Annotated in this window: 19 protein-coding genes and 1 pseudogene; all 20 read left to right on the forward strand. The window is 47.2% G+C overall.

The annotated features are described in order from the left end of the window. Positions 1-421: 421 nt before the first annotated feature. Positions 422-916, forward strand: coding sequence for a type VI secretion system contractile sheath small subunit (gene tssB, locus J1782_RS02165; RefSeq protein ID WP_152325391.1), 495 nt, complete (start codon positions 422-424; stop codon positions 914-916). A 31-nt stretch (positions 917-947) separates the two neighbouring features. Beyond that, complete coding sequence (tssC, locus tag J1782_RS02170) at positions 948-2,495, forward strand: type VI secretion system contractile sheath large subunit (RefSeq protein ID WP_152325390.1); 1,548 nt, start codon at positions 948-950, stop codon at positions 2,493-2,495. Positions 2,496-2,505: 10 nt separating this feature from the next. After that, complete coding sequence (gene tssK, locus J1782_RS02175) at positions 2,506-3,843, forward strand: type VI secretion system baseplate subunit TssK (protein ID WP_217152284.1); 1,338 nt, start codon at positions 2,506-2,508, stop codon at positions 3,841-3,843. Further along, the gene (gene tssL, locus J1782_RS02180) at positions 3,840-4,493 is read left to right on the forward strand and encodes a type VI secretion system protein TssL, short form (RefSeq protein ID WP_165061647.1); all 654 of its coding nucleotides are present in this window, start codon (positions 3,840-3,842) and stop codon (positions 4,491-4,493) included. The genes tssK and tssL overlap by 4 nt, the downstream gene beginning before the upstream one ends. Positions 4,494-4,496: 3 nt before the next feature. Continuing rightward, complete coding sequence (locus tag J1782_RS02185) at positions 4,497-6,191, forward strand: OmpA family protein (RefSeq protein ID WP_165061644.1); 1,695 nt, start codon at positions 4,497-4,499, stop codon at positions 6,189-6,191. Positions 6,192-6,223: 32 nt separating this feature from the next. Continuing rightward, the gene (locus J1782_RS02190; protein WP_165061641.1) at positions 6,224-6,715 is read left to right on the forward strand and encodes an Hcp family type VI secretion system effector; all 492 of its coding nucleotides are present in this window, start codon (positions 6,224-6,226) and stop codon (positions 6,713-6,715) included. A 168-nt stretch (positions 6,716-6,883) separates the two neighbouring features. Beyond that, positions 6,884-9,526: a type VI secretion system ATPase TssH gene (gene tssH / locus J1782_RS02195; RefSeq protein WP_217152285.1), complete on the forward strand. Its 2,643-nt coding sequence runs from the start codon at positions 6,884-6,886 to the stop codon at positions 9,524-9,526. A 28-nt stretch (positions 9,527-9,554) separates the two neighbouring features. Continuing rightward, on the forward strand, positions 9,555-10,196 hold the full coding sequence (locus tag J1782_RS02200; RefSeq protein WP_165062144.1) for a hypothetical protein: 642 nt from the start codon (positions 9,555-9,557) through the stop codon (positions 10,194-10,196). A 350-nt stretch (positions 10,197-10,546) separates the two neighbouring features. Continuing rightward, positions 10,547-10,774 carry a hypothetical protein gene (locus J1782_RS02205; RefSeq protein WP_217152286.1) on the forward strand — a complete coding sequence of 76 codons (228 nt, stop codon included), beginning with the start codon at positions 10,547-10,549 and terminating at the stop codon, positions 10,772-10,774. Between the two features lie 316 nt (positions 10,775-11,090). After that, positions 11,091-11,819, forward strand: a complete 729-nt coding sequence (locus tag J1782_RS02210) for a hypothetical protein (RefSeq protein ID WP_217152287.1) — start codon at positions 11,091-11,093, stop codon at positions 11,817-11,819. Positions 11,820-11,967: 148 nt separating this feature from the next. Then, positions 11,968-12,306: a putative T6SS immunity periplasmic lipoprotein gene (locus tag J1782_RS02215; RefSeq protein ID WP_152323636.1), complete on the forward strand. Its 339-nt coding sequence runs from the start codon at positions 11,968-11,970 to the stop codon at positions 12,304-12,306. 88 nt (positions 12,307-12,394) lie between these two features. Further along, positions 12,395-14,919, forward strand: a pseudogene (locus J1782_RS02220) (type VI secretion system Vgr family protein). 12 nt (positions 14,920-14,931) lie between these two features. Continuing rightward, positions 14,932-17,073 (forward strand): hypothetical protein, encoded by a 2,142-nt coding sequence (locus J1782_RS02225; protein ID WP_217152288.1) that lies wholly within the window; start codon positions 14,932-14,934, stop codon positions 17,071-17,073. A gap of 18 nt (positions 17,074-17,091) precedes the next feature. Next, a complete protein-coding gene (locus J1782_RS02230; RefSeq protein WP_193333064.1) occupies positions 17,092-18,072 on the forward strand; it encodes an SUMF1/EgtB/PvdO family nonheme iron enzyme in 981 nt (326 codons plus the stop codon). Between the two features lie 119 nt (positions 18,073-18,191). Beyond that, positions 18,192-18,551 (forward strand): hypothetical protein, encoded by a 360-nt coding sequence (locus tag J1782_RS02235; RefSeq protein ID WP_152323632.1) that lies wholly within the window; start codon positions 18,192-18,194, stop codon positions 18,549-18,551. 85 nt (positions 18,552-18,636) lie between these two features. Then, on the forward strand, positions 18,637-18,927 hold the full coding sequence (locus tag J1782_RS02240; protein WP_152323631.1) for a hypothetical protein: 291 nt from the start codon (positions 18,637-18,639) through the stop codon (positions 18,925-18,927). Beyond that, positions 18,924-19,262 (forward strand): hypothetical protein, encoded by a 339-nt coding sequence (locus tag J1782_RS02245; RefSeq protein ID WP_217152289.1) that lies wholly within the window; start codon positions 18,924-18,926, stop codon positions 19,260-19,262. The genes J1782_RS02240 and J1782_RS02245 overlap by 4 nt, the downstream gene beginning before the upstream one ends. A 190-nt stretch (positions 19,263-19,452) precedes the next feature. Continuing rightward, positions 19,453-19,659 (forward strand): contractile injection system protein, VgrG/Pvc8 family, encoded by a 207-nt coding sequence (locus J1782_RS26505; RefSeq protein ID WP_371819732.1) that lies wholly within the window; start codon positions 19,453-19,455, stop codon positions 19,657-19,659. A 296-nt stretch (positions 19,660-19,955) separates the two neighbouring features. Beyond that, positions 19,956-22,430 carry a type VI secretion system tip protein VgrG gene (locus tag J1782_RS02255; RefSeq protein WP_217152291.1) on the forward strand — a complete coding sequence of 825 codons (2,475 nt, stop codon included), beginning with the start codon at positions 19,956-19,958 and terminating at the stop codon, positions 22,428-22,430. Between the two features lie 12 nt (positions 22,431-22,442). Continuing rightward, a partial coding sequence (locus J1782_RS02260; RefSeq protein WP_217152292.1) for a hypothetical protein occupies positions 22,443-24,460 on the forward strand: 2,018 nt, incomplete at its 3' end.

Genomic DNA, 24,460 nt, shown 5'->3' on the forward strand with positions numbered 1-24,460 from the left:
ATCTTAAATAAAAACCTTATTCATTCATAAGTTAAATATAAAAAACAAATTTCCATGCGATTATTTCATCTGGTAAAATTAATCTTCCTCCCTTAATGATAATAGCAGCTATTTACCTGTAACCCCAGTGGCTCAAGGGATTCAAGAGAAAAAAGAATGTTGCCAGCCAACTCAAAATGCCTGTTCATCGATGAAAAATAGGATAAAACCTCGGTAACGAGCGCATTTTCTGTATTGCTTAATTTGAGTTAAGGAATATCATGACGAAACAAGGCGCTTATTTAAATGCATCAGCTACCTGCGTCTTTTTATTAACTCGTTAACTGAACCCGTTTGTGGCCTTGCAGGAAGCAGCGCTCTACGTTTCTGCGTGTCGCAAAATGAGATATTCCCACTCCAGACAATATGCAGAAGGTTACCCATGTCTAATAGCTTCCAGAATGAGATTCCGAAAGCGCGCGTTAATATCAAGCTTGACCTGCACACCGGTGGACTACTAAAAAAAGCCGAATTACCGTTAAAGCTAATGGTAATGGGCGATTACAGTAACGGAAAAGAAACTCGCCCGTTATCAGAACGCGAAAAAATCAACATTAATAAGAATAACTTTAATAGCGTGCTGGCTGAATTCAGCCCTTCCCTGAATCTGATCGTTGAAAATACGCTAGCTGGCGATCACAGCCAGGAAGATATCTCTCTCAACTTTAATGACATGAAAGATTTTGAGCCGGAGCAAGTTGCCCGACAGATCCCACAACTCCGCGCCATGCTGTCAATGCGTAATCTGTTACGTGACCTCAAATCAAATCTGCTCGACAACGCGACCTTCCGTAAAGAACTCGAAACCATCCTGAAAGATCCGTCACTGAGCAACGAATTGCGCAATGAACTGGATGCTCTGGCGCCGAAGGCGTAACCGCCTCCAATTAATGGATTAATGCGAGATAATGCTTATGTCAGTTAATAACGAAAATGCTTCTTCCCATCAGACTACTGTTCTGGAACGTACTGAAGCAAACACTGTTTACAGTTCCCTGTTTGATAAAATCAACCTCAAACCTGTCTCTTCGCTGGGTGACTTGAACGATTTTCAAGATACCTCCGCACTGGCGGACGTCACTGCCGACCAGCGCGTCACAGCCGCTGTTCAGGTCTTCCTGGAACGCCTGAAACTTTCTGGCCAGACCGTTGAACGCCTGGATAAAACCCTGCTCGATCACCACATCGCCGATCTTGACGATCAGATCAGTCGTCAGCTTGACGAAGTCATGCATCACCCTGAGTTTCAGCGGATCGAATCAGGCTGGCGTGGTCTTAAGTTCCTGATTGATCGTACCGATTTCCGCCAGAACGTCAGAATCGAGTTGCTGGATATCTCTAAAGAAGACCTGCGTCAGGACTTCGAAGATTGCCCTGAAATTATCCAGAGCGGTCTGTACCGTCATACTTACATTCAGGAATATGATACGCCGGGCGGCGAACCGATCGGTTCTGTGATTTCTAACTACGAATTTGATGCTTCAACGCAAGACATGGCGTTGCTGCGTAATATTTCTAAAGTCTCTGCTGCGGCACATATGCCGTTCATCGGCTCCGTCGGCCCTAAATTCTTCATGAAAGATTCCATGGAAGAAGTGGCTGCCATTAAAGATATCGGCAACTACTTCGACCGTGCGGAATACATCAAATGGAAACACTTCCGCGAATCTGACGACTCCCGCTATATCGGTTTGACGATGCCGCGCGTACTTGGCCGTCTGCCTTACGGCCCGGACACCGTCCCTGTCCGCAGCTTCAACTACGTCGAAGAAGTAAAAGGCCCGGATCACGATAAGTATCTGTGGACTAACGCTTCGTTTGCCTTTGCCGCAAACATGATCAAAAGCTTCATCAAAAATGGCTGGTGCGTGCAGATCCGTGGTCCGCAGGCTGGCGGTGCAGTAACAGAGTTGCCGATCCATCTTTACGATTTGGGCACCGGCAATCAGGTGAAAATCCCTTCTGAAGTGATGATCCCGGAAACGCGCGAATTTGAGTTTGCCAACCTTGGCTTCATCCCGTTGTCTTACTACAAGAACCGTGATTACTCCTGCTTTTTCTCCGCAAACTCAGCACAGAAACCTGCGCAATTCGACACCGTTGCAGCGACTGCCAACAGCCGTATCAACGCCCGTCTGCCGTACATCTTCCTGCTGTCACGTATCGCGCATTACCTGAAACTGATCCAGCGTGAAAATATCGGTACGACGAAAGACCGCCGTCTGCTGGAGTTGGAACTGAACAACTGGGTTCGCACGCTGGTGACTGAAATGACCGATCCGGGCGACGATTTGCAAGCTTCCCACCCGCTCCGTGATGCGAAAGTAACCGTTGAAGATATCGAAGATAACCCGGGCTTCTTCCGCGTGAAACTCTATGCAATTCCTCATTTCCAGGTGGAAGGCATGGACGTGAACTTGTCGCTGGTATCTCAGATGCCGAAGGCTAAGGCATAACGAAGTTACGATGAAAATTTATCGTCCGTTATGGAATGACGGGGCCTTTTTGGCCCCGCAACAGTTCCAACAACAAGCGCGCTGGGACGCCTTTGTCGCAGATACAGTGGCAAATATGACACTTGCTCATCCCTGGGGTGTCATTGATGTCGCTTTCGACAGTGGCTCATTGGCCATCTTTCGTCTGAATGCACTTCGGCTGGTTGTCCGCTTCCCAGATGGCACGCTCATTGATACCGATCTGTCGGACAGTCTTCCACCAGCTTGCGATTTATCATCGGTATCAGATCGTGATCACGTGGATGTCGTGTTGGCACTTCCTCTTCTGTCGGCTAACGGCGGTAATCTGGATGACGGACAGGACAGCGAGCGTCCGCGCCGCTGGAAACAGGAGTGGGTCACCGTACAGGAACTGTCAGGTCATGAGCGAACTGAACTGGCAGTCATGCGTCATGCGGTCACACTCCGTTTTGCTCATCAGGAAAATAGCGCATATCTGACCTGCCCTGTCACCCGTCTGACGCGTAATGCCCAAGGGCAATGGATGCCGGATAATGACTTTATCCCACCCATGTTAGCTCTTGCGGCAAGCCCTGTCGTCGTCACGGAACTCGGCGATTTGCTCCATCGCCTGCAAGCGCGTCGACGCCGTCTAATGGCGATGCGCCGCGAAAGTAATGAAAGGATGGCTGATTTTGCCGTGGCTGATGTCTCTCTGTTCTGGTTACTCAATGCGTTGAACAGCGCAGAGCCCGTGCTGACAGAGCTTTATCAGGCACCCGCTCGTCACCCGGAGCTGTTCTATCGCGAACTGGTCCGGCTCGCGGGTAGCCTTTTGACATTTTCTCTTGAGCATAAAGCTGAAGACATTCCGCTTTATCAACATGATGCGCCAGAGCAGGTTTTCCCACCTCTGTTCACTCTGCTTGATGCTCTGCTCGAAGCCAGCTTGCCGTCCCGCATGATAGCTATTGAACTGACATATGAAGGTCAGTTCTGGACAGGCTCTCTTCACGACGCTCGTCTTCGCGAAGGAGCTGATTTCTATCTTTCTGTACGTTCCTCCATTCCTAATCACCTTCTTCAAACTCAGTTCCCGCTGTTGTGTAAAGCAGGCAGCTTTGAAGACGTATCAGATGTGGTCAACGTGGCGTTGAATGGTGTTGTCATGAAAGCCTTGTCGCACGTTCCGGCAGCAATTCCGCTTCGTCTTGAAAACCAATACTTTGCCCTTGATCTCAATAGCCCTGCTGCGCAAGCCATGCTGGATGCGGGTAACTGCGCGTTCTACACGCCAGGATCGTTAGGCGATATCAAACTTGAACTGTTTGCGGTGCTTCGCTCATGAGCAAAATGAATACATCGATTATTGATGAAATCTTTTACCCGTGCTGGCTGATGGTCAGCCAGTTGCGTAACGGTCAGGAAATCGAAGACGGGGAAGCGTTGTACCGTCGGGCACGTGAATGGATTGATTGCGCTCGTGAATCTTTGTCGAAGGCTGGTTTCAGTGAAATTAGTTGCGACCATATGTTGTACACACAGTGCGCATTACTGGATGAAAGCGTCTTGAATCGTCAGAAACAAGATAGCGGGTACGCAAAATGGATCAAAGATCCACTCCAGGCTCGTTACTTCAATACGCTTAACGCCGGCGAAGAGTTATGGGAGCGCATTCGCACGGTTCTTAATGAACCCGCTCCGGATACAGCCGTACTAACTTGCTTCTATCGCGCCCTGACTCTTGGGTTTTCTGGTCGATACCGTGAACAAGGTGACGAACGCCGAGAAGACGTTGTGCGTAAACTGAGCCAGTTAGTACCACCCTTTATTTCGGCCCAGGATACGCCGATAGTCTCGCGATCATCTCGCCTTCGTTCCGGGCGTAAAACCTACTGGTTCTCATGGGTCGCAGGAATCGTCGTACTGATCGCTTTGTGGTTCGCGCTGAACTCAACCCTGGTGCATATGGTGTCTCAACTGACGGGGACCCAATAGCGAATGCGTGGATTAACACAGCTATTACTTCTCCTTCTGGCGACCTGCCTGTCTTTGTGGCTCATACTCGGCTTTTGGCCATTGGGAACTGGCAGCCGTGTAGCGCTGAGTATGCTTGTGATCATCCTCGGCGGTACCGCCGGTTATTTTCAATGGCGCAGACAAAATCGTAATGATGTTGCTTTCGCACACATAGCCGATACGGTTCTTCCACCGGAAGATTTTCAGGGTGCCGTTGTGCTTATTTGCGGTGACAGTGCCCCGTTATTTTCTGCGTCCGTTCCTTTTCATGAGACACAGCAGGGTTGGTATTTGCCGGTTGCAATGCCCGAACACTTGTCCATGATGGCTCAACATCTGGCATCTGAACGCCCCGCGCTGATCGCCCAGGTCTCAGTGTTACTGGCCATCATTCCAGAGCAGCATCAGGACAAAGATGACTTCATTCAGTCACTGCGCATATGGCACCGGGCTATTGTGCAATGCAAAAGCTGGCTGGCTGGTGTCCCCCCTGTATGGGTTAGCATCTGGCTTTCCCCGCCCGATGTAGCATCTGTGCAAACAGAACGTTGGTACACAGTCACTCCAGGTCAGAAAGATGTTCAGGTCCGGGAAGCCGGCTCTGGCGTAATGCCGCTGTCAGTCTGGAGCCAACAACCGGATGCCAGAAACGTACAGGAAAGATTAAGTGCCACTTTCTGGATGGAAAGCCTTCTTCCCTGGCTTAAGAGCCATGTTCAGGACATCTTTGTACAGCGCCAGGGCGATATTCCCGCACTAATCCCCTGTATCTGGGCTGTCTGTTTTTCGCCTGTGACAGGCTGTCAGGACAATTTGTGGCAGAAATATGTTGCAGGTTCTACCACTCTGGCGCCAGCCCCAACGACAATGCCGGACTGCCTGCCGCTGCCGGAAGCGTTGTTACCCTATTTACCCCGTCGCCGCGGTATTTCCCGTCTGATGCAGACGTTGCGAATTGCCGGCTTACTGTGTGGCATATTTTTACTTTTTGCGCTGCTCGCATCGTTTGTCAACAACCAACGCTTAATTCAAAGTGTGAGTGACCATCTCGCACTGTACAACCGTCTCACTGGCACCCCTCCGGCTCCGAAAACTGTCGCTCAGCAGCAGCTACGCGCCGATGCGCGTTTGCTGGACGAATGGCTACGCAGCGGCGCACCAATGCGTATGACATTAGGGTTATACCAGGGGATGCGACTAATCCCTCCTCTTGAGGCTGCCATTAACAGCTGGTCACCGCCACCGCCACCTCCACCAATCATCAATAAAATTGTGCAAGGTCCTAAAACCATCCGTCTTGATGCCTTATCGCTGTTTGACGTCGGTAAATCCGAACTCAAAACAGGGTCAACAAAGGTGCTGATTAATGCACTGGTTGGGATCAAGGCCAAACCAGACTGGCTTATCGTCGTCGCAGGCCATACCGATGACACTGGCGATGATAAATCCAATCAGGTTCTTTCACTCAAACGCGCTGCATCGGTTCGCGACTGGATGCGTGATACAGGCGATGTCCCTGAAAGTTGCTTTGCAGTACAGGGATATGGTGAAAGCAATCCTATTGCAACAAACGACACCCCGGAAGGCCGTGCGGCTAACCGTCGTGTCGAAATCAGTCTGGTGCCACAGGCCAATGCCTGCAAGGCGGCAGCAAACCAACACGTTTCAAATGATTGAAACGTGGTCAACCTAGAAATGGAGAACTACCCATGGCAATTCCTGTTTATTTGTGGCTGAAAGACGACGGCGGCGCGGACATTAAAGGCTCCGTAGACGTAAAAGATCGCGAAGGCAGTATCGAAGTCGTTGCACAGGATCACAACCTGTACATCCCGACCGATAACAACACCGGCAAACTGACGGGTACCCGTATTCACACCCCGTTCCTGTTTACCAAAGAGATCGATTGCTCCAGCCCGTATTTGTACAAAGCAGTGACCACCGGTCAGACCTTGCGTTCTGCTGAGTTCAAATGGTACCGCATCAACGACGCTGGCCAGGAAGTGGAGTATTTCAACACCAAACTGGAAAACGTCAAGCTGGTGAAAGTCGCACCAAAAATGCACGACATCAAAGATCCTGCGATGGAAAAACACAACCATCTGGAAATGATTGAGCTGCGTTACGAAAAAATCACCTGGACTTACAAAGACGGCAACATCATTCATTCCGATTCCTGGAACGAACGTACCACCGCGTAATTCCCTACAGCAGACGGTTCGCCGTCTGCTGTTTTTGTTGTTTCCAAAACTGCCCTGCTTCCCGGACGGTTTCGTAAACACCAAATAATTCGGACATCGACCTTATGGGCCTGGGTTCCTGCAAAGGAAAGGCTAAGGGCGGTAGCATACCCAAAAAAGGAATTGAGCATGGAACACCAGTCAGCCGTTTTACTTCGTCGTCTGAACCCGTATTGCGCGAAAGCGCTGGAAGCTGCCGCGACGCTTTGCCAGACCCGCGCACATGCGGAAATCACGCCTGAACACTGGTTGCTGAAACTGCTCGAACAAGGCGAAGGCGACATCACCGTGCTGGCGCGCCGTTATGAATGGGATATGGACGCGCTCTGGCAAAGCCTGCTGGCCCATCTCGATGCCCTGCCGCGTTCCGTGCGCACCCGTCCGCAACTCTCCGATGATTTGCAGACGCTGATGAAATCTGCGTGGCTGGCCGCCTCTTTGCAGGACGACAACCAGACTATCCGCAGCGTGAATCTTCTCGAAGCCCTGATCGCCAAACCTAAACTGCTGCGCTGCGAAGGCCTGTGGCCGCTGTTCAGCCTGAGTGAAGAACATCTCCGCCGTCTCAAACCGATGCTGGATGCGGTGTCCGAAGAGCGTTCAGCGCTCCAGCAACAGGAAAGCCTGAACATGCCGGTGTCCTCGCTGAATGAATCTTCTGCCACGCCGAAAGCCGACAACCTCTCCAGCCACGGTCTGAGCGAAGCCCTGCAAGCCGCACTGGATAAGTTCACGCTGGACGTCACCGCAAAAGCGAAAGCCGGGCAAATTGATCCGGTATTTGGCCGCGATAACGAAATCCGCCAGATGGTTGATATCCTCTCCCGCCGCCGTAAAAACAATCCGATCCTCGTGGGCGAACCGGGCGTGGGGAAAACCGCGCTGGTGGAAGGACTTGCGCTGCGCATCGCGGAGGGGAACGTGCCGGACAGCCTGAAAACGGTCAGCCTGCGCACGCTGGATTTGGGTCTGCTTCAGGCCGGTGCGGGCGTTAAAGGGGAATTCGAACAACGTCTGAAAAACGTCATCGACGCCGTCCAGCACTCCCCGACGCCGGTTATCCTGTTTATCGACGAAGCACACACCATCATCGGGGCAGGCAATCAGGCCGGTGGCGCGGACGCCGCCAACCTCCTCAAACCCGCCCTTGCCCGCGGCGAACTGCGTACCATCGCCGCCACCACCTGGTCGGAATATAAACAGTTTTTTGAACGCGACGCCGCCCTCGAGCGCCGCTTCCAGATTGTCAAAGTCGACGAGCCGGACGACGAGATGGCCAGCCTGATGCTGCGCGGCCTGAAATCCCGCTACGCCGGACATCACGGCGTACACATTACCGATGAAGCGGTAAAAGCCGCCGTCAGCCTGTCGCGCCGCTATATCACCGGCCGCCAGTTGCCGGACAAAGCGGTGGATTTGCTGGACACCGCCAGCGCCCGCGTCCGTATGAGTCTCGATACGTTGCCGGAAGATTTAACCCGTCTGAAAGCGCAAATCACCGCGCTGGAAATGGAAGAACAGGCACTGCTGGAAGATATTGCGCTGGGCAACAAAACGCACGGCGATCGCCTTGAAAAGATTGAACAGGAGACCGACCGTCTGAGCAAACAACTCACCGCGCTGGACACGCAGTACCACGCGGAGAAAGCCCTGACGCAGCAACTGCTGGAGACCCGCCAGGACATCAGCCGTCAGGAAGAGATCGCCAGCCTGCAGGATCAACTCAGCCATTTGCAGGGCAACGCGCCGCTGCTGAGTCTGGATGTTGATGTGCGCACGGTGGCTACCGTGATTGCCGACTGGACCGGCGTGCCGTTGTCCAGCCTGTTAAAAAACGAACAGACAGATTTGCTGCAACTTGAAAATCACCTGGGGCAGCGCGTCATCGGGCAGGATCGCGCGCTCATGGAAATGGCGCAGCGTCTGCGCGCTGCCAAAACCGGCCTGACGTCGGAAAACGGTCCGCTGGGCGTATTCCTGCTGGTCGGGCCGAGCGGCGTGGGTAAAACCGAGACCGCGCTGTCACTCGCCGACTGCCTGTTCGGCGGCGAGAAATCCCTGATTACTATTAATCTCAGCGAATATCAGGAAGCGCATACCGTTTCCCAGCTTAAAGGTTCCCCACCGGGCTACGTCGGCTACGGTCAGGGGGGCATTCTGACCGAAGCCGTGCGCAAACGTCCGTACAGCGTCGTCCTGCTCGATGAAGTCGAGAAAGCGCACCGCGACGTGATGAACCTGTTCTATCAGGTCTTCGACCGCGGCTTTATGCGCGACGGCGAAGGGCGGGAGATCGACTTCCGAAATACCGTCATCCTGATGACCGCCAACCTTGGCAGCGACCACATCATGCAGCTGCTGGAGGAACAACCGGAAGCCACTGACAGCGATTTGCAGGAAATGCTGCGCCCTATTCTGCGCGATCACTTCCAGCCCGCGCTGCTCTCCCGTTTCCAGACCCTGATTTACCGCCCGCTCGCGGCAGACGCGCTGCGCACCATTGTTGAGATGAAACTGGCGCAGGTCGCCAGACGCCTGAACAAACATTACGGCCTGCAAACCACCATCGAAGAAAGCCTCTACGACACGCTGGTCGCCGCCTGCCTGCTGCCGGACACCGGCGCGCGTAACATCGACAGCCTGCTCAACCAGCAGATCTTGCCGGTGCTGAGCCAGCAACTGCTGAGCCGCATGAGCGGGCAACAACGCACCACTTCACTGGCACTGGGCTGGGATGAAGAGGAAGGGATTACGCTGGAATTTAGTGAATGAATAGCGCTCTTATTAAAGGATAACAGCTATGGACAGTGCTAAAGATATAGCCAGAGAAATGCTGGATGCAATTAATATAAATAGTTCAGGTTTTTTGGAGGCAGCAACTAAAGGATTTATTTCTTTTCCTGTTGGGCTCGGTTATCTGGGTCGGGACTTTTTTGATACAGAGCACCGAAGAGAAAATCAGGATGATAAATACAGGTTGACCAGATTGATTAAAAAAACAACTTTGAATAAAGAAATCATTGAAATAGTTATTCAGCCCTTCATTGATGATTTCATTTCTCATATTGACATGAACAAACTGGCATCTTTTGCAAAAAACGTAGCAGGAACCCTATCTGGGAAATTTTTATTTTCACAAATCACCGGATATAGTATCGGAAAAGCGATTACATCTCAGGGGCTTGCATCATTTATTTCAGGAGGGGCCGTGGGTGCCCTTTTAGCTATTGGTGCGGAAGCTTCGAGAGCTATATACACATCAAGATATTTACGCGAGAAAAATCAGGCTATGTATACAAAACTGAATCGCATGGGAGACTTGGATCTTCTTTATTATCTCGTTGAAGATATTGTAAAACCTTACGAGAAAGCGTGCGAGATGGCTGAAACAGACCCCGGGAAATTTAATAAAGTTTGTGAATATTATTTTGGCGGCTTATGAGCATCAAAGATTTTTTCCTGATTATTGTTTCACGTTTTGTCGCCGGGGTAGGGATGATGATAGGTACTGCCAGCGTGGTTTATTCTGTCTGGTGCTTCTTTTTTTCTCACAAGCCTTACCATTTACTTTTTGGATGCGCAGGTATTCTGGTCTTTTTCATTGGCTATGGCCTTTATAAATTCGCACTTATTTACATTTATGACGAATGGGATCATTATCACTAGCCAATTATATTACCAGGAAAGCCCCCTGTTTTATTTAACAGGCCAAATTACACTCCCATTAATTACAAAAAAATGGACAGATAACTATCTGTTTCAGATCGAGTTCCAATATTGACTAGAGATCCCATGAGCATAAAAGAGTATTTACGTATTATTATTTCCACTCTTATGGCTGGAGCAGGAATGCTACTGGGACTAATTAGTCCAATTTTCTCCATCTGGAGCATATTTTTTTCCCCTAAGCCTTATCACTTCCTTTTGGGATGCGCGGGTATTATGGCCTTTTTTATTGGCTATGGTCTTTATAAATTCGCACTGACTTATATTTATGACGAGCGAGATCATTATCGCTAACCATTAATATCAACAAAAAAGCATAGCTACTTAATTTAATCTTATTATTTTCGGGGGTAGGTAAATATCCATCTGGGAAATATATCTGAAATGGCAGAGAAAGATAACACAACAGGTCAATACTTGAAATCATTGCGGAGTATTAATTTCTCAATACCCGGGTTCCCTGAAGGGCTGACATTTAGCAGATCCAGAAGAATAAAGGACGTTAATTTCCCAGCAGGAACTACCGTACGTTGCGTTATCAGTTCTTCTGAACCCATAAAAAATAATAAATAATGTCGCCACTCTTCTCCCAATCAAAGGATATAAATCGTTGCAACAAAACTCTACTTTCAAACTTGCCAATACCGTCAGTATTGAAACACTAATACAGCGACTATTACGTATGAACGATGCAAATGAGCATCCTTTTATATTGCAGAAGGATGGCAACGATATAGTTGCATCTTGGAACATTGTCGATGCTAAATGGTTGGAGTTTTTTGGCGCTGGAGGATTAAAAAAGCAATTCGAACTAAGGCTTATTTTTGATGATTTAAATAAAATTGTTAAATACAAAGAAAAATCTAGCGACCTCGAATGGGACGCCAGTATTAAAGCATTTAAGTTCAAGAAATCAGTTCAGTATGGCAAGCGCCTGGAGTTTGATATGGGAGCATCCTGGGGAATGAGGCAAAACGGAACTATTGGGAAAATATATGGCTATAAGTTTAACTCAACCGAAATAACTGATCCGGTTTTCGATGTCATAAAAAACTGCGGCTGGAATATTGATTTATCTGTTCTGGATAAAAAAATCTCTCGCAAAGCCATTCTTTGGGTCGTTATACATCTAATAGTGGTTGCCTTTATTGCTCTTGGCGCTTTGCTGTTTACTTCTATGAGCGGTGTAAAAGATGCTGCCCGTGCGGAGGTTGATCTGCTTCGCAGCGGAAATGTCATCGAAGCCTATCAGCATAGTTCATCCGAATTACAGTCCAGAATCAGTAACTCAGACTTTCAGCAGATCATTCAATGGAACAACAGGCATCCCTTGTTTTAGACTACTGTTTCTTACGGGATTCAGGATATGTCATATGGCAAAATATTTGGGGAAATAATTTCTCGACTAAAGATGTTTATTACTCGGATGTCGATCTCTTGCGCATATATGAACGTGTTATAGGCTCTTTCCCTTCCCCGGAGGCTTTATGAAATTATTGCCATTGTTGCTGTTCCTACTATTGACAGGATGCCTCGGAGATAGGGTTCCATGGGATATTGCTGATGTAAAACAATCTGATGGCGCAGTATGTATTTATGTGCCAAACATCGGCAAAAACTTTGTTTATGAACGGGTGAAGATACAAAAATCGGGTGAGAAGGAAGAGTTCACTTCTGATTTTAAAGAAAAAACACAAGCGAAAAACACCTGTTTGCCTGCGGTGAATTATAAATTCATTTCTGAAAATGAATACAACGTTAGTTTTTCAGTTATAGACATGAACAGCGGAGAAAGAAAAGTCTACGCTGCAAATTTCACAGATTAATAACCCTCTAATAATTCATTCACCGAAGGACATGCATTACAGGGAGGCATTTTCCTGTGCCGGGTAATGCAATGCAGAAGGAAGCATCATGAATCTTATTAATACATTAGCCGATGCAGCAAAATCACTTTCCGGAAGTTTGAACAGCTACCGTCTCGATGTTCAGGGTTGTGATGCCTATCTGGATGTAGAATCATTTAACGGACAGGAAAATGTAAGTTCCGGCTATCGCTACAAGATCGACTTCACGAGCAGTGACAAAGATATCAGTGTACAAACAGTGTTAAACCGCAGTACCACGCTCACAATGCAGACGGCCGGGGCTTTAATTCCGGGCATATCTGTACCTCAAGTACAAAAGGTCATTCATGGTGTAGTGACCCACTTTACCCGCCTGTCAGGCTCCGCTGACGAAGCGCATTACCAAATTACTCTTGAACCGTTCTTTGCATTATTAGATAAGCAAAAACGCACTCATCGCTTTTTTCTCAATAAATCAATTCCAGATGTCATAGAACAAATATTACGTGAGCACAATTTTAATGGCTGGGAATTTGAGTTCAAGCTAAAGCAGAGTTATCCGATACGTGAACAAATCAACCAATTCGGAGAAAGCGACAGAGACTTTATCGAGAGACTGATGTCCGAAGTGGGAATTTTCTATACTTTCGCATTACAGCAAGACACACAGACCGAAGTACTTATTCTGGGAGATAAGCAAAGCTGTTATGTGTTCGGTAAAACACTTCCGCTAGGTAATCCGGCAGGAATGAACGATAACGGCGTCGAGTCTGTTTGGGGTCTGTCCCAGCGACATCAAGTAGTTGAAGCCTCAGTGCAAGCTAAAGATTACAACCACCGTGAGGCTCAACTTTCTCTGCTTTCTTCCCGAGCGGATATGACCAGAGGAGATGGGGATGGAATAACGTATGGCGACGTATACCAGTACCAGGCTCGTCACTTAACACGTGGAGATGCAACGACGCCAGCACCAGAAAGTGGTAATTTCTGGGCCCGACTTGAACATGAAAGATTTTTGGCTGCACAAACTCAATTACAGGGTAGCAGTACAGATGCTTCACTGCGCTTATTAGAGGTTCTGACTGTGATGGATAGCGATATTCCATCTTCACTTCCTTCTGTATGGCAAACACCGGTCGTCATCACTGGGTTACGGTTTTCGGCCAGTCGCTCTACGCCACTGCATGTAGGGTTTAGCGCAGTCCCCTACAGCGAAACCCTGTGCTGGCGCCCTGCTCTTAAGCCGCGCCCAAAAGTCAGCGGCACCCTGATGGCGCGCGTCACCAGCGCGAAATCGAACGATATCTACGCCTGGCAGGATGCGTCCGGTTTATACCGTGTCAAATTCGATGCTGACCAGGATGATAAAGCACAGGGTCAGGAAAGCATGCCCGTCCGTCTTGCCAAACCTTATGGCGGCGATGTGTACGGTATTCACTTCCCGCTGATCCAGGGTACCGAAGTGGCGATTGCTTTCCACGACGGCGACCCCGACCGCCCTTATATCGCCCATGCCCTGCACGACTCGCGCCATGTCGATCATGTGACGGAAGCCAATAATACCCGCAACGTTATCCGCACCCCGGCGAATAACAAACTGCGTATGGAAGATAAACGCGGCGAAGAGCATATCAAGCTCAGCACAGAATACGGCGGCAAGACGCAGATGAATCTTGGGCATATCGTCGATTCTGAACGTGCAAAACGTGGTGAAGGCTTTGAGCTGCGCACGGATGAATGTGGAGCAATACGCGGTGGGAAAGGTTTATTTATCACGGCGGACCAGGCCGGTGTCAGTAATCAGATGCTGGATATGAAGGCAGCTATTGCTCAACTCGAAGCAGCTCTATCTCTCGCAAAAAGTATGTCTCAGGCAGCCGAAATTGCCACTGCAACCCCTGCTGAAGCAGGTTCTCAAGAGTCGCTTAACGATGCGCTCAAGCAACTGACCTTGCCAGGGATACTATTAAATGCCCCTGACGGTATTAGTATCAACAGTCCCAAAGCAGTGCGTCTGGCTTCGGGCGATGCCAGCGTGGGAATCATGGCCGGGAAAAATACCGATATCAGCGCTGTAAAGGACTTTACTGTTTCGGCGGGTGAGAAAGTCAGTGTATTTGCCGCTCAGCAAGGAATGAAAATGTTTGCAGCTAAAGGGAAAGTGGAATTACAGGCGCAAGACGACAACCTGGAAGCGCTGGCGAAAAAAGATGTTCATCTGACCAGTGCGGAAGGAAAAGTCACCGTCACGGCATCTTCCGAACTCGTACTGACCTGCGCAGGCGCGTATATCAAAATCAGCGGCGGCAATATTGAACGGGGAGCTCCGGGAAATATTCTGCTCAAGGCTGCAAACGTACAAAAAATAGGGGCCGCAAGTTTAAATTCACAACCTGTTGAGTTCCCCAAAGGCTTCAATGAGTTCTTTGTGATTAAAGATGAAAAACCGGTAAGCCCCGTCCGGACTATCTGTATAAATTAATCACATCTGAAGGCGAAGAGATAATGGGCAGAACGGATGCTGAAGGAAAGACAACAACGGTATACGGCGCAACACCGGGCAGCATAAAGCTCTACACGGAAGATGACTAACAGGGAGTTGACATGACTGATTCAAATAAACCCATTGCCGAAGCTCAGACCAAAGCACAGGGGACGGGCACAGACGCACAAATTAAGTCCAAAGATAAAGGCGTCATCTATTTCGAGCTTTCGACCGGATACTATTATGTCGTAGATGGTGAAACAGCCACTACGATTGAAGATGAAAACAACCGCCTTCAGGGACTTGTTGAGAAACAAATCAACGCAGCCAAAGCCTTTTCAGATATTCAGGGACAATGCCTAGCTGCACCAAAAGATCCGGTCCTTAGCTCGAAATACAGCCAGCTGGAACAAACTCTGTTTGATGCCAATAAAAATCTGAAAAGTGGCCTTAACTTCCTTGAACCCATGCAGACTGCTGACGATACTGAAGACAAACTTCATTCATTGAGCGAAATTGACAAAAATACTGAAAAATTGATCGAAGTACTGCCTATACGCAAATCTGGCGGTAAAGGAAAGGTTATTTATGTTCGCCCGAGCCTGAACAGTAAAAGATGGGAACCTTACTTACCGGAACAGGCAGAAAGCGGGAAAGCCAGCTTTATCAAAAATGGGAAAATCGATAAAGAAGAACTGCATAAACAACTTAAAGACGTCAGCGTTAAAATTAAAAAAGACTGGGATATCGTCGATCCTGCTGACCACACAGGCTCCTTATTCGCCTGGTCGGATAAATGGAACAAAGCAGCTAAATTTCAACTGCATGATGATAAAGATCAGTCAGGGTCAGATCATTTCGATGCTTCCGCCGGTGCGCAGCTTTTGCGTTATACCGCCGGTGTGGGTGCCAGCCTGGAATTCGACCCTGTCAATATGGAGGCACAAGCCAAAGTCAGTGGCAGTGCTGAATTTGCCATCTGGGAAGGGAAAGCAAATTTTAAAGTGATGTTCCCCCACCGCTTAGGCTGGTTACCTTCAGTGCCGAAGCGTGGCGGCGGTGAATGTGTGCTGGGATATTTTCGACTGGATCTGGAAGTGGTAGCTACCAGCAGCGTGGGGGCGTCCTTAACTGCGGAACTAGGGATAACAATAAATAAGAAACCCGATGGAGACGAAACGGCAGGTATAAGGGGGAGCGGTTCAGACTACCAACCCACTCCGCCACCGGGTGAGAGAAAAATCAGTTTAACCAAAGTTACTGAGAAGTCGGAAGTCAAAGGTGGTATTCGTGCTTTTGCAGGCGTCGAAGCAAAAGGAGAGGTTTCAGGTTCTGTTATGTGGAAAGAGCCCGAGAAGATGACCTCGACAAAAGAGGATGATTATAAAGCGATTGCAAAAATAAGTGAAAGCACATCGTACTTAAATGGTGCAGGTTTTGAAGCGACGTTCGAAATAAAATACGCCCAAGGTAAAATATATATAGCCTGTCATGCTGGTCTTTGTTGGGGAGTTGGTGCTAGTGGAGGGATTGATTTCGAGGTCGATGGAGGGCATCTCTTCGACTTTCTTAAATATGTTTACTATTTGCTGCGAGATGCTGACTATCAGAAACTGGCAATAATAATAGCAGAAGATGCATTCGATTATTTATTAAAATTAAACTTATTAACAATGGTCGGTGACTCTGAGGCTGTAAGAGCAGTTTATGGGTCAGCCCAAAAATTAGATATAGCCCTTACAAAATACTTCAAACAAAAAAGAAACAGACTGGATTTCATAGATAAGATTAGTGCCAACAACGAGTTATGTCGTTTCTCTACACCAGAAGTAAAAGGTAATATGCTGGCCATGTTGACAGAGGAAGATTTTGTTGATGCATTAACAGATATATGGGAAGGAAATAGACTATCATTGAAGCAGGGCGTGATGAATATATTACGATGGGTGCAGTCCAAATCAGAATATGAAAACGTCTTGCAACATTGCTCTCTTAATTTAGGTGAGAAAAAATATTCAGACTGGAAGATAAAGCATAAGCAACTCGCAATACGCATGTATTTTGGCGATACATCAACCATCGACTTAGGTAAAGTAACTATGATCAGCGATGGTTTTGGTGAAGCTTTTGAAGCTTTATATCCTTCATTAAGTGATCTTCCTATGGCTGGATTCCCCTTCGTCCCCAATGACTCTATAGACTATACGTTAGTAAAAGATTCAATTAACCGTGATTATTATCCTAATCAAGCACTGGTTTAATTTAGAGGAATGGCAATAATGACCTATAGAAAAACATCATTATTAATAATTAGTATCTTATCTCTCATTGGCTGTGATCAGAAAGAACAATTCCTCAAAGAAACCATGAAGAATATGATTTTTGTCGAGGGTGGTAGTTTTGACATGGGTGATATATGCCTCAAGGAACATGGGCAACCCTGTACCTTTGCTAACGAAAATGCGAGTTTTCCGGTTCATACTGTCACACTTGATGGGTTCTATATTTCAAAATACAAAGTAACGTATAAGAGTTATGATTTTTATACAAAAATCGAAGACCTCCCCATGTTGAAAATTGATGAAGATTGGTTGGACAAATATCCTAAACTGCGTGGCGAGAATTTCCCTGCTACAGCCAACTGGCAGTTAAGCGCAGACTATTGTCATTGGCTTGCAAAAGAGTCGGGATTACCATTTGATTTACCAACTGAAGCGCAATGGGAATATGCTGCGCGAAATAGAGGCAGAGATGTCCATTACGGAACAAACGATGGTCAGTTCATCTTAGGAGTAAATGTCCCCTCGTACGAGCAACAGAAAAAATATTCTGGATTTGCACAAGGCCTATACGCAGTAGGCCAATTTCCAGCTACTCAACTGGGTTTGTATGATATGGCTGGTAACGGGCAGGAGTGGATGCGGGATTGGTACAGTAAGACCTACTACCAGCATAGCCCGCAGATAAATCCAGCAGGTCCAGAAAGCGGGACAGAAAAATCGCTCAGAGGCATGCCAATTGCTGACAGCAAATCAGATAATGCAACACCAACAGCAACTACGATGTATAGAACGGGAAGAGAACCGCTTATGAAAGATAACCCGCCTGGATTATGGTCCAAGTATCACGGTAATTTCGACCAAGCAACTGCTGCAGATAAAGAATCTGACCCGTATAAAATTGCTGAACGAGGGTTCTATCCTGATGTAACTTTCCGTTGCGTAATTAACGCCCAATCCTTACCAGAAAAGTATCGCTAACAGTTAATGCGAAGGAATGCGCGTTAGCCCTACAGAACAATAATAATCATAACCCTAATTTTATTTCTTATTTTTGTTTGTGACCAAAAAGAGCCGAACCACAAGGCATCATTAATAACATGGATTTTATCCAGGGGGCACCTTCGAAATGGGTGATAACTGTCTTAAAAAATATGAGCAAACTTGTACCTTTACCAATGAAGGTGATGATAACTGGGCTCATGAAGGTGAAGCCCAAATCAGAATATGAAAACGTCTTGCAAGATTGCTCTCTTAATTTAGGTGAGAAAAAATATTCAGACTGGAAGATAAAGCATAAGCAACTCGCAATACGCATGTATTTTGGAGATACATCTACCATCGACTTAGGTAAAGTAACTATGATCAGCGATGGTTTTGGTGAAGCTTTTGAAGCTTTACATCCTTCATTAAGTGATCTTCCTATGACAGGATTCCCCTTCGTCGCAATGACTCTATAGACTATAACCAGAAGATTTAGCCAAGTACTTCCCTGAAGGGAAAAACCCCAACAGGGGTGCAGACCTCACCTTTGGCGTTCACTTTATGACCGCCTACATGCCCTATATCAATAATAAACTTCTTGAGTTAATAGATGATAACGTTCTGAGTAGGGATAAGCATTTCACAGAGCACAAAGAGAATGTCAAAAAGTTCGTAGAACAAATGTCAGAAGAAAGTTTTGAAATTCCAAAAAATGAGTCTGAAAGGAACACCAACTTCCTGACGTTGGAAAATATGTTGGAAAAGACCTTATTGTCTACGCTGAAAATTAAAAATGGAAAAAAATCCCTGGAGCGTTTTGCCCATTATGGTGAAGAGGAAATTGAACAATGATCGAACCATTAAAGATTTTAATAATCCCTCTGCCAATGCTATTCAGCAGCGGCTGCGCGAGCAAAATCGACCGTACATTATCAACAGCGTCTGATACCCAATGGGTTAACGTGGAAGTCAAAAACCCTTCCCAATACACGAAACCCTTCCCGCTGGAGGTGAGGTATATTTCTCATAAATGCCTGAAAAAAAGAATCAGCGGAGTCGACGGTTCCGTTATTACAGAATCCAATTACAACGTCATTAATATGCCCCTGCAGCAGGGAAGCAATAACATATGGAAGGCGAAGGTAGCAATGTTAAAACCGCTACCGTATCGATGTTCAGGGTTGTGATGCCTATCTGGATGTAGAATCATTTAACGGGCAGGAAAATGTAAGTTCCGGCTATCGCTATAAGATCGACTTCACGAGTAGTGACAAAGATATCAGTGTACCAGCAATGTTAAAAGGCAGTACCACGCTCACTATTTAGACGACCGGGACTTTACTTCCGGGCATTTCAGTACCTCAGGTACACAAGGTCATTCATGGTGTAGTGACCCACTTTTCCCACCAGTCTGGTTCTGCTGACGAAGCGCATTTTCAAATTACTCTTGAACCTTTCTTTGCACTTTTAGGTAATCAGAAGCGTTCACATCGATTCTTCCTCAATAAATCAGTTCCGGAAGTGGTGGAACAGAATCCAGCAGAGTTTAATAAAATATGCGGGTATTTTTTGGAGGGATTATGAATATAAAAATAATGGCAGTGGTCATTGCTTCATACTTTGCCTGCACCCTCGGCTCAACATTTGGCACTATAGGTGTGGCTATTTCTGTTTGGTACTTTTTTGTTTTCGATAACGTAAACCGATTTTACTGGGAGGAGCAGGACTTCTGTTAGCTTGTATTGGTTATTGGATCTACCGCCTGTCGTAACAGGTGGGATGACTATTACTAGTCGCCTCTATTACTCAATGCTTATTCATTCTACAAATAAAATGTAATTCTAGAATGCAGGAAATAATAAAGAAAAAAGGATTTCAAAATGACTGGAACCACGCTTAACCGCTATACCCTGACTATTCCATCCTGCCCTCATCTTCTGGACGTCGAGAGTTTTGACGGGCTGGAGCAAATAAGTGAGCTTTATCATTACACGATTAAATTCACAACACTTCATCCTGACCTTACCCCGGAAATGTTACTGAATAAACCCGCCACCCTGAGCATGGGAATTGGTGATCTGTTCAGCCCGACCGAAGGGAAAGTGGTACACGGCGTGGTCACCAGCTTTCAGCGCCTTGCAGGATCCCGCGATCAGGTTCGGTATGAAATTATTGTTAAACCTTTCCTGGCACTTCTGGACAAACAGTTCCGCACCCACCGCTTCTTCGTCAATAAATCCGTGCAGGACGTCGTTGAACAGGTGCTTCAGGAACATGGCCTTAAAGGCTGGGAATATGAGTTTAACCTCAAGCAAACTTATCCAAAGCGCGAGCAGATAAACCAGTATCAGGAAAGTGATATGGCCTTTATCGAGCGCCTGCTTTCCGAAGTGGGGATTTTCTATTTCTTCAGCCTGCAACCTGATACGCAAACCGAAGTGATCCACTTCGCCGACAAGCAAAGCGCTTATGAGTTTGGTAAAACGCTGCCGCTTAACAGCCCGTCGGGCATGAGCGACAGCGGAGCAGAGTCGGTCTGGGGGCTGAACATACAGCAGAATGTAGTGCAGGCCAGCGTCACCGCCAAGGACTACAACTATCGCGAAGCGCAAAAAATACTGCAATCAGCTAAAGCTGATGCAACGCGTGGCGACGATGAAGGGATCAATTATGGAGACGTATATCACTATAAACCCCGCCATCTGGATACCGGCTCGAAGACCGATCCGGCCGCCGAAACCGGTAACTTCGTGGCGCAACTCGACCATGAGCGTTTTTTATCTCAGCAAACATTGATCACCGGCCGCAGCACGGGCTTCGCGCTACACCCCGCCCAGGTGCTCACCGTTATTGATACCACTATCCCGTCCACGTTGCCGGAACAATTGTCTCTGCCGATGGTGGTGATACGCACAGCATTTTTCGCCAGCCGCAAAGATGCGTTGGTAGTAACCCTCGCCGCTGTTCCGTACAGCGAAACGCTCTGCTGGCGTCCTGCACTCAAACCGCGCCCAAAAGTTAGCGGAACCATGATGGCTCGCGTCACCAGTGCAAAATCTAACGATATCTATGCCTGGCAAGATGCGTCGGGTTTGTATCGCGTGAAATTCGATGCTGACCAGGACGATAAAATCCAGGGGCAAGAAAGCATGCCCGTTCGCCTCGCCAAACCTTACGGCGGCGACATCTACGGCATCCACTTTCCTTTGATACAAGGTACGGAAGTCGCCATTGCCTTCCACGACGGCGATCCTGACCGCCCGTATATCGCCCATGCCCTGCACGACTCGCGCCATGTCGATCATGTGACGGAAGCCAATAATACTCGCAACGTTATCCGTACCCCGGCAAATAACAAACTGCGGATGGAAGACAAGCGCGGCGAAGAACACATCAAACTCAGCACCGAGTACGGTGGTAAGACGCAGCTGAACCTTGGGTATAACGTCGATTCTGGACGTGCAAAACGTGGTGAGGGTTTTGAGCTGCGCACGGATGAATGGGGAGCCATTCGCGGAGCAAAAGGTCTGTTTATCAGCGCGGATGAGGCGGATGTCAGCGATCAGATGCTGGATATGCAGGCCGCCATTGCTCAGCTGGAAAACGCCCTTTCGCTGGCACAAAGCCTGTCAAAGGCCGCCGAAATTTCCAAAGCAGAAAAAGCGGATACCAGCAGTCAGGAAACACTTAATAAATCTCTTGAACAGCTAACAGCCGCCGGAATCCTGATACACGCGCCACAAGGTATCGGCATCGTTAGTCCTAAAGCCGTTCGCCTGGCCTCGGGCGGTGAAAGCATTGGGTTAATGTCGGGAAACAACACTGACATCAGTGCTGGAAAAAGCTTTACCGCCGTCGCAGGGGAAACCTTGAGCCTGCTGGCAAGCAAATCAGGGATGAAGTTAATCGCGGCCAAAGGGAAAATAGATATTCAGGCACAGGATGACAATATTGAAGCCCTTGCGAAAAAGGATATCAGTATCACCAGTGTAGAAGGGAAAATTTCGGTAGCAGCTTCGAAGGAAATTGTACTTACCTGCGGTGGTGCCTACATAAAAATAAGCGATGGCAATATTGAGCTGGGAGCGCCGAAGAATATTCTGCTAAAAGCTGCCAATGTACAGAAGGCTGGCCCTGCGAGTTTAGATTCGCCACCACCAGAATTACCGAAGGGGTTCAATGAATTCTTTGTTGTAAAAGATGAAAATACAGGTAAAACACGCCCTCATTACCCCTACCGGCTGGTCACCGCCGAAGGTGAGGAACTTCGGGGTAGGACAGATGCCGAAGGAAAAACAACAACAGTATTTAGTGCTACACCTGGAAGTATAGAGTTTTATTCGGACGATGAATGACAGGGAGTTAACATGACCGATTCAAAAAAAACAGTGGCTACAGCGCAAACGCAGGTTCAGGGAAATGGGACCGATGCGAATATAAAATCGAAAGATAATGGCGTTATCTACTTCGAGCTGTCTACCGGCTATTATTACGTTGTCGATGGGGCCACTGCGACTGCAATTGAAGACGAAAATAACCGGTTGCAGCATTTGGTAGAAAAACAAATCAACGCAGCTAAAGCCTTTGCAGATATTCAGGGACAATGCCTGGCTGCTCCCAAAGATCAGGCTCTCAATTCCAAATACCGTCAATTAGAACAGACTTTGTTTGACGCCAACAAGGATCTGAAAAACGGCCTTAATTTTCTGGAACCTTTGCAAGCCAGCGATGATGACAAAACAAAGATTCATTCTTTGAGTGAAATTGGCAAAGACACTGAGAAATTAATTGAAGTATTGCCGATAAAAAAATCCGCGGGTAAAAGTAAGATAATTTATGTCCGGCCACGTCTGAACAAAAAAAGATGGGAACCTTATATTCCTGAGCAGGCAGAAAGCGGTAAAGGAAGTTTCATTAAAAACGGAAAAATTGATAAAGCAGAACTGCACAAACAATTAAAAAGTGTGACCTTCAAAATTAAAAAAGATTGGGACATTATCGATCCTAAAGATCATACAGGGACATTGTTTGACTGGGCTAAAAAATGGAATGAAGGAAAAAATTCTCATCTACAGTTGCATGATGATAAAGAACAGTCCCCGGACGATCATTTTGATGCTTCGTTTGGCGCTCAGCTGATGCGTTATACGTCCGGACTTGGGGCAAATATTGAGTTTGACCCAAACAAAATGGAAGGCCAAGCGAAGTTGAGTGGCAATGCGGAGTTTGCCGTTTGGGAAGCCAAAGGGAATTTTAAAATCATGCATCCACACCGGCTGGGGTGGCTCCCTTCCGTGCCAAGGCGTGATGGTAAAGGTGATTGCGTATTAAGATATTTACGCATCGATTTAGAAGTTGTCGCAACTAGCAGTCTCGGAGCCTCAATCACTGCTGAATTAGGTATAGAAATCAATAAAAAACCTGATGCGCAGGAGAAAGCCGGTATCAGGGGGATAGGTTCGGATTACAAGCCAACTCCGGCCCCCGGAGAGAGGAAAATAGATTTAAGTAAAGTTGCCGAAAACTCGGATGTAAAGGCTGGGATACGCGCTTTCACCGGGTTTGAGGCCAAAGGTGAAGTATCAGGTTCAGTGATGTGGAAAGAACCCGATAAAATGACCTCTAAAAGTGAAGATGATTATAAGGCAATTGCTAAAATCGGTGAAAGCATATCCTACCTCGCAGGCGCCGGTTTTGAAGCAACATTTCAAATAAAATTACACGAAGGTAAATTATACGTAGCCTGCCATGCAGGGCTTTGCTGGGGTCAGGGTGCCAGCGGGGGCATCGATTTTGAGGTGGATGCGGGGCAACTCATAAATTTCCTTAAATACGTTTGTTACTTATTACGTGATGCTGATTATCAAAAACTTTCTAAGATTATCGTTGATAGCTCTTTTGAATTTATTACAAAGCTAATTTTTCTTTCAATGATAGTGAATGTAGAAACTGTCATTGACGCGTACAACAAGGGTAGAGATTTAAATCTCGCTATAGAGAAATTTTTAGACAATAAGAAAAAAAGAAGCGACTTCATTGAAAAAATTTCAACTGATAACGAAATGTGTCACTACACATCTCCCGAGGTTAAAGGAAATATGTTGGCCATGTTAATCGAGGAGGATTTTTACGATGGTGTTAGAGATTCCCTTCCCGGCAATCAGTTGGGCATCAAAAAAGGCGTGATGAATATCTTCAGGTGGGTACAATCAAAAGCAGAGTATCAGAATGTCTTACAGCACTGTTCATTAGTGCTAGGTCAAAAAAAGTATTCTGACTGGGAAACTAAAAAGAAACAACTGGAAATTCGCATGTATTCACCTGACATTACTGAAGTCAGTGACGGTTGGGTGCGTGGAACAACAGTTGATTATGGCGGTTATGG

The organism is Rahnella sp. BCC 1045 (genome assembly GCF_019049615.1).
GTDB lineage: Bacteria > Pseudomonadota > Gammaproteobacteria > Enterobacterales > Enterobacteriaceae > Rahnella > Rahnella contaminans.

Excerpts from the sequence above, each read along its gene's own strand:
- J1782_RS02200 (WP_165062144.1), top strand. The coding sequence starts at position 9,555 with ATGGACAGTGCTAAAGATATAGCCAGAGAAATGCTGGATGCAATTAAT.
- J1782_RS02185 (WP_165061644.1), top strand. The coding sequence starts at position 4,497 with ATGCGTGGATTAACACAGCTATTACTTCTCCTTCTGGCGACCTGCCTG.
- J1782_RS02230 (WP_193333064.1), top strand. The coding sequence starts at position 17,092 with ATGACCTATAGAAAAACATCATTATTAATAATTAGTATCTTATCTCTC.
- tssH (WP_217152285.1), top strand. The coding sequence starts at position 6,884 with ATGGAACACCAGTCAGCCGTTTTACTTCGTCGTCTGAACCCGTATTGC.
- J1782_RS02225 (WP_217152288.1), top strand. The coding sequence starts at position 14,932 with ATGACTGATTCAAATAAACCCATTGCCGAAGCTCAGACCAAAGCACAG.
- J1782_RS02255 (WP_217152291.1), top strand. The coding sequence starts at position 19,956 with ATGACTGGAACCACGCTTAACCGCTATACCCTGACTATTCCATCCTGC.
- J1782_RS02205 (WP_217152286.1), top strand. The coding sequence starts at position 10,547 with ATGAGCATAAAAGAGTATTTACGTATTATTATTTCCACTCTTATGGCT.
- J1782_RS02190 (WP_165061641.1), top strand. The coding sequence starts at position 6,224 with ATGGCAATTCCTGTTTATTTGTGGCTGAAAGACGACGGCGGCGCGGAC.
- tssB (WP_152325391.1), top strand. The coding sequence starts at position 422 with ATGTCTAATAGCTTCCAGAATGAGATTCCGAAAGCGCGCGTTAATATC.
- J1782_RS02240 (WP_152323631.1), top strand. The coding sequence starts at position 18,637 with ATGACCGCCTACATGCCCTATATCAATAATAAACTTCTTGAGTTAATA.
- tssK (WP_217152284.1), top strand. The coding sequence starts at position 2,506 with ATGAAAATTTATCGTCCGTTATGGAATGACGGGGCCTTTTTGGCCCCG.
- J1782_RS02245 (WP_217152289.1), top strand. The coding sequence starts at position 18,924 with ATGATCGAACCATTAAAGATTTTAATAATCCCTCTGCCAATGCTATTC.
- J1782_RS02215 (WP_152323636.1), top strand. The coding sequence starts at position 11,968 with ATGAAATTATTGCCATTGTTGCTGTTCCTACTATTGACAGGATGCCTC.
- tssL (WP_165061647.1), top strand. The coding sequence starts at position 3,840 with ATGAGCAAAATGAATACATCGATTATTGATGAAATCTTTTACCCGTGC.
- tssC (WP_152325390.1), top strand. The coding sequence starts at position 948 with ATGCTTATGTCAGTTAATAACGAAAATGCTTCTTCCCATCAGACTACT.
- J1782_RS02235 (WP_152323632.1), top strand. The coding sequence starts at position 18,192 with ATGGATTTTATCCAGGGGGCACCTTCGAAATGGGTGATAACTGTCTTA.